The 5,328-nt window shown below is 59.9% G+C and carries 5 protein-coding genes; 1 reads left to right on the forward strand and 4 read right to left on the reverse strand.

The window, feature by feature from the left end; all coding sequences use genetic code 11:
- From ISS20_RS23405 to ISS20_RS23415, 3 genes are all read right to left on the reverse strand, one after another.
- Window positions 1–195, reverse strand: a 195-nt coding sequence (locus tag ISS20_RS23405; RefSeq protein WP_291440030.1) for a hypothetical protein, incomplete at its 3' end; no start/stop codon positions are given.
- A gap of 13 nt (window positions 196–208) precedes the next feature.
- On the reverse strand, window positions 209–679 hold the full coding sequence (locus tag ISS20_RS23410) for a hypothetical protein (protein WP_060985853.1): 471 nt from the start codon (window positions 677–679) through the stop codon (window positions 209–211).
- A 23-nt stretch (window positions 680–702) separates the two neighbouring features.
- Window positions 703–1,077 (reverse strand): hypothetical protein, encoded by a 375-nt coding sequence (locus ISS20_RS23415; RefSeq protein ID WP_291440031.1) that lies wholly within the window; start codon window positions 1,075–1,077, stop codon window positions 703–705.
- 338 nt (window positions 1,078–1,415) lie between these two features.
- Between ISS20_RS23415 and ISS20_RS23420 the strand changes: the two genes are divergently transcribed.
- On the forward strand, window positions 1,416–3,791 hold the full coding sequence (locus ISS20_RS23420) for a tyrosine-type recombinase/integrase (RefSeq protein ID WP_218297999.1): 2,376 nt from the start codon (window positions 1,416–1,418) through the stop codon (window positions 3,789–3,791).
- A 15-nt stretch (window positions 3,792–3,806) separates the two neighbouring features.
- Here ISS20_RS23420 and ISS20_RS23425 read toward each other — a convergent pair whose 3' ends face one another.
- Entirely contained in the window at window positions 3,807–4,853 is a 1,047-nt protein-coding gene (locus ISS20_RS23425) for a hypothetical protein (RefSeq protein WP_291440032.1), read from the reverse strand.
- Window positions 4,854–5,328: the final 475 nt, after the last annotated feature.

Raw genomic sequence — 5,328 nt, forward strand, 5'->3', positions numbered from 1 at the left:
GGTCAACTCGCTATCGGCGAGGTAGGCGGTGGGTTCGTCGGACAGATCGAAGCGGCCGGTGGGAACACCGAAGGGCGGGAGGATGAACCCGCGCGTGCGCACGCTGTCTTTGCGCCAGCTGGTGCGCTGGATGCGGTGCCAAGTTTGGCGGTCGGGAAGTTCAATGAATGGCGGATTGAGGTCTGTCAGGTTCATGGGGCGAGGTCATTCAGTGAGCCTCAGCCGTTGCCAATGCCAGGATGTGTTTCGCTGGGACGCCCTGCTCAAGAGCGGCGCGCGGTGTCTGGCCGTCCAGCGCCGATGCCGGCGTCTCCAGGAAGGTGAGCACCTGCCAGCCATCGGACGCGCCAAGGGCCGATGCCAAGGGCTGCAGGATGGGCCACAGGTTGGGTTCGAACTGCCAGCGTGGCAATTTGAAACCCCGGCGCAGGTGGGAAACCCCGATGCAGCGGCGCGACTTGATCCAGGCGTTGATGGTCACCCGGCTGGCGCCCGCCAGCAGTGCAGCGTCGTCGGTCGTGATCATGTCGTCGGCTTCCATGCGCTCGCGGCGGTACTGCGCCCCCGAGCGCAAGACAGCGGCAGACTGGGCCGCTGTCGCGTAGGGATCAGGAGACGCCTGCGAGAGGTCTGGGGCATTGCGGTGGGCAAACGGTGAGGAAATGGACAGGGTGTTCATGGGGATTTCAAACCGTGGTGCGCTTATGGCGCGTTGCGCAGGTTGGGCTTTGCCGCCGAGAAGAAGCCAGAAGTAGATCCGTCGCGAAGGTCTGTGTTGTTGCGGCGCCGTGCGCTCAGGCGCGCGCCACCGCCCATCTTCGGGAAGCGGACCTCCAGGCGTTCGTGGCTATACCACTGCGAGACGCGACTCGACAGGGTGCTCATCGGGTAGGAAAACGGGTGCCATGTGCAAGACCGCCGCATCGTCTGATGCACGGCCAGGAACGCTTTCATCATGGCCTGAGCAATCAACTGCGGTTCAAAGGGCACAAGGTCGCCACTACGGCGAATGATCGCGTAGTGATCGAACGCGGCGGGTGCGCTCGGCCCACATGGGCCATCTATCCAAGCAAGCATCTAGTTCTCCTGTGGTCGCGTGGCGGACATGGCTCGTCCTGACCGTGGCTTCCAGAGAGGAATGTACATCGCTGCCGCAAATTTCGCAAGATTGGATAGTTACGTTACTTTGTATAGCTTTGATCGTCTCGTTAAGTTCGGTAATTTTTCGACGGTTTGAAATTGTTTTGCATTTAACATCTGATCTGCCTTAATATCCATTATGGAGCATTAAACGAGGCTCAAAAAAAGAGGAGGGGACATCCCGCTCCTTTTTAGCTTAGTTGTTCCGGCTGGGCTGGCGCTGCGGCCAGTTGGCCAAGCCGCCAGTGCAAGAGGACAATTCGTCTTTCAAGGTCATGACCCACTCTACGCCCGAAATTCCTGAAGCGCAACCGCCCGCCGAATCCGGCGCCCTCGCCGAGCCCCGAAAACTGGCGGTTGTGGATCTGGACGGTGGCCAGCCGCTGGAGCCCGCGCAGCGCGTCAAACCGGCTCGCCGACGCGGACGCCCACCAGGTTCGCAGACCCGGATCGCCCACAACAATGCGACGGCCGACGAGTTCGCGATGCTGCGCGCCATCGCCCAAGGTGTGGATCTCACTGTAGCAGCTCGCCAGTACATGCTGTGGCCGGGTCGTGCGCCCGAGCGTCCAGCGCTCGTCAAGAAGTACCAGGAACTTTTGGACCGGATCGAGGCTGCAGCCAACGGCATCGAACAGTCCCAAGAGGCCCGCGCTATGGTGAGGGTCCTCAGGGACCACCAGACCATAGTGAGCGCAGAGCCGGTGGGGTCACCCGGCAGCAACGCCGAGCTTCCAGCGCCCACCAGTGGACAGGTGGACATCGCCGTGCAGGCCCAACCCGTGACGGTGCAGGCACCCAAGGTGCTCAGCCTGGAAGAGTTCGCGGCCCAGTTCGACCCGGACATGTTCTCGGAGGCTGAGCTGATCGAGCGGTACGAGGAGGCCCTGGCAGAAGCAAGGGCCGAACCTGCTCCCGACCTGGCGCCCTCCCCGAGTCAGGTAGAGATCCCCCTCGCCCCCGAGACCAAACCCTCAATACAGGCCGGGGCGGTGCAGGTGCTTCAGGCAGGCCGCAGTGCGGCCGAGCGGATGGCGGATGTCTTGCATGCGATCAACTGGCTGGATGAACACCTGGGCACCAAGCCCGAGCGCGCTCACCGCGTCGAACAGTGGGTTGTATTGTCCGGTAGTCAGAAGGAGGCCCTGGGCAAGGCGGGCGTGATCACGCTGGGAAACCTGGTGGACTGGATCTCGTTGAAGGGCGACCGCTGGTACGACGAACTGCCTGGCTACGGCGTCAGGCGGGCAGAAAACCTGCTGGCCTGGCTGCATCGCTGGACGCTGACGCCGGCACCAGGTCTTTCGCGACTCCCCGCGTTGGCCAACAGCCGTGAACTGCAGATCTCTTCGCCCTATGAGATGCAGCCTCTGACATCGATGCTGTGGCCAGAAGAATTGGACGGGAGCGACGGAGTGTTCCGGGCACTCGCGGCCAATACGATGGAAGCGTCGAATGATGTTGAAGCGGTACAGGCGTGGTTCAGAAAGATCCAGCAAAAGTCACCCCACACCCAAGAAGCCTATCAACGGGCCATAGAACGATTGATCCTCTGGGCCATTCATGAACGCAAGCGGGCGCTGTCGTCCCTCACGGAAGACGATTTCTTTGCGTTCAAGAAATTCCTCATCAACCCGCCAGAGCATTGGGTGCAAGTGGCCAAAGGCACAAAGCAGAAGTACACCGATGGATGGAGACCTCTGCGTGGCCCCCTCAACGCCCAGAGTCTGAACGTGACTTTTTCCGCCGTGCGGGCCATGTACACGCACTGGAAGAAATCAGGGTACATCAGTGCCAACGCAGCCCTGGCGGTGGACGGGCAAAAGCGCGACCAGGTGACGATGGATGTGTTCCGATCCTTCACGGAGGCTGACCTGCAGGTGGTGGGTGACACGTTCGCAGATCTGCCGGATGGACCCGCCAAGCGCAGGCTGCGCGCTCTGTTTCGGCTGATCGAGAACGCTGGGCTGCGACGGGCGGAAGTGGCGCAAGCGCGGTGGGCCCATGTGCAAACCGACCGAGCCCTGGAACGTGGTGTGGAGTCCCGAGTGTTGGAGGTCTTGGGCAAAGGCATGCGCAAACGCACGGTCCCCCTGAACGCGGCCACGATGCAAGCCCTGCGTGAGCACCGCAAGGACCGCGAAGAGCTGATGGCTCAGGGCAAGCTCGCGCTGTTCACCCAGGTCAAACCTGAAGACCAGCCGCTGATCGGAGTGCTGGATGATCGATGGATCTCCACCAGAGACAAGGGATTGGCCATCGAACGCGCGCAGATGGCTTTGCGATCAAACAAGGCGCTGCCCACCATCGAGATCGAACGCGAGGCCGAGGTGGGCAAGATCAAGTACACGGTCAATGAGCATGGGGCCCTGTCCAGTCACATGCTGTACTCCATCCTCAAGAGTTTCTTCAAAATCTGCTCCGACAATGCCCACGAGATGGCGGGTGAAGGAAAGGCCCCCTTCATGCGGGCTTCGACCCACTGGCTGCGCCACACCTACGCGCACAAAGCCCTGGAGGCGGCTGGAGGAAACCTCAGTGTGGTGCAGGAGTTGCTCGGGCACAAGAACATCAACACCACAGCCATCTATGTGAAGGCCGGCATGGGAGAGCGCATCAGGGCGGTGGACAAGATGAAGACCAGTATCTGAGCCCCAGCGGGTTGCTCAGGCCAACCGCTGGAGAACGGGGCGCAGCGGTTCGTCGTCTTTTCGGCTGGCCTCCCGCGCGAGTTCCAGGCGTGGACCGTCAGGCAAATGCTGGCGAAGATGCAGAAGCCCCCGGACATTTTTGAGGCCGGCGCGAAGTGCCACGTCCGGCTGGGGCATCCCAGACCACATCCATTGCACCAGCCTGGTGTTCCTGACGATCTGCGGCCCAGCGCGCACAGGGTCCTTTTGACCAGCAGCTCTACTGGCGGCAAGCAGATGCGCGCGCACGAGCACCAGCAGGTTTTCGTCCGTCATCGGTTTGCCAGTCTGCGAGCTGAAAAGAGCTGGCGTCATCGCGTGTTTGCCAGCCGTCGCGCGCACCTGCAGCCACGATGCCACGGCCGAACGCACCTCATCCGACACGACCATCGTGCGCAGTTGGTTGACGCCACCCGAAGTGATGCGGATCGAGGCGCCCTTCCCTGCTCCGCCGTCTACGAAGGACTCGACTGTGAGCGCGCGGATTTCAGCCGAGGTGAGCCCCAACTCAAAGAGCACCAGCAAAAGCGCTCGGTTGCGGATGTCGATGGCCTTCAGGCCCACAGCATCTTCGGAGCCTTCTCGAAGGATCTTGAAGCACTGCTCCCAGACAACGGGCGACAGGATGGCCCCCTTGGGATCTTCAGAGGGAGGCTTTTCCTTGTCGGCAATGCCTGCAGCAGGATTTTCCGCAACCAACCCGCGCTCCACAGCGTAGTCATACACCCGCTCCAGCAGGCGCCAGTACCTACGCTCGGTGATCACGCTGATTTTGGTGTCGCCGTTGGCGCGAGACTCGATACCGGAAGCGAGATAACTCTTGATCAGTGGGGGATCTGCATCAGTCCAGTGGACCCACTTGGGGTTTTCCTTGTCCCCACCGGTTGTCAAAAACTTGGTCCACGATATCCAAAAGTACCTGTAGAAAACAAAGTCGTTGATGGCCCGCTGGTCATCATTCGAGCAATGCTCTAGCCATTGCTCAAAAAACTCATCTGCGCTCAATTCGACTTTGGAATTCATGATCAACTGAATTGTCGTGATTTATTGTGCTATGAGCAATTGCGAGAACACGACAGAGGGCCCTTCCGCTACTGCAAAAGCGCCTTGCGCATGAGCCTCAATTGACCTGTAAGATTGCTCGCAATTGCGGGTGTTGTGCAATGCCCCTATTGCGATCAATTCTTTGGTTTAGTTGTACTCCCCTACAACTGATGACCTATCTAGCGCCGAGAATGGCCGGTGCATGTAATCCAAACTTTAGAATTTCTTGTACAGGCGAAAAAAAACCGGCGCCCACGTAAGTGGAGCGCCGATTTTATATTGGTAGAAAAAGCAACAATCAATAGCTTAAACGAAATCGGGGTCTCCTCGTTTTCAGTGCAATAAGTGACGGTACGCAAAGCTAGCACTGGCGCGGGGGTGGTCTGGGTAGACCGTTGATTTCATTGACTTTCCTGTTCGCTTTGTAAACGGGTATGGTGGCCTCCCACTTTTG

Origin of the sequence: Acidovorax sp., assembly GCF_016783915.1 — a bacterium.
Lineage (GTDB): Bacteria > Pseudomonadota > Gammaproteobacteria > Burkholderiales > Burkholderiaceae_C > Acidovorax.